General features: G+C 53.6%; 1 rRNA gene. It reads right to left on the reverse strand.

Annotation, left to right across the window (positions count from 1 at the left end):
• Positions 1-963, reverse strand: a 23S ribosomal RNA gene (locus ACLO87_RS16670); the annotation flags it as partial.

Raw genomic sequence — 963 nt, forward strand, 5'->3', positions numbered from 1 at the left:
TCTGATACCTCCAGCATGCCTCACAGCACACCGTCACAGGCTTACAGAACGCTCCCCTCCCCAACAACGCAGAAGCGTCGCTGCCGCAGCGTCGGTGCCTGGTTTAGCCCCGTTACATCTTCCGCGCAGGCCGACTCGACCAGTGAGCTATGACGGTTTCTTTAAATGATGGCTGCTTCTAAGCCAACATCCTGGCTGTCTGGGCCTTCCCACATCGTTTCCCACTTAACCATGACTTTGGGACCTTAGCTGGCGGTCTGGGTTGTTTCCCTCTTCACGACGGACGTTAGCACCCGCCGTGTGTCTCCCGTGATAACATTCTCCGGTATTCGCAGTTTGCATCGGGTTGGTAAGTCGGGATGACCCCCTTGCCGAAACAGTGCTCTACCCCCGGAGATGAATTCACGAGGCGCTACCTAAATAGCTTTCGGGGAGAACCAGCTATCTCCCGGTTTGATTGGCCTTTCACCCCCAGCCACAAGTCATCCGCTAATTTTTCAACATTAGTCGGTTCGGTCCTCCAGTTAGTGTTACCCAACCTTCAACCTGCCCATGGCTAGATCACCGGGTTTCGGGTCTATACCCTGCAACTTAACGCCCAGTTAAGACTCGGTTTCCCTTCGGCTCCCCTATTCGGTTAACCTTGCTACAGAATATAAGTCGCTGACCCATTATACAAAAGGTACGCAGTCACCCCATTAAGAGGCTCCCACTGCTTGTACGTACACGGTTTCAGGTTCTTTTTCACTCCCCTCGCCGGGGTTCTTTTCGCCTTTCCCTCACGGTACTGGTTCACTATCGGTCAGTCAGGAGTATTTAGCCTTGGAGGATGGTCCCCCCATATTCAGACAGGATACCACGTGTCCCGCCCTACTCATCGAGCTCACAATATGTGCATTTTTGTGTACGGGGCTGTCACCCTGTATCGCGCGCCTTTCCAGACGCTTCCACTAACACACACAC

The sequence above is a fragment of the Paenalcaligenes sp. Me52 genome, from assembly GCF_050487965.1.
GTDB lineage: Bacteria > Pseudomonadota > Gammaproteobacteria > Burkholderiales > Burkholderiaceae_B > Paenalcaligenes.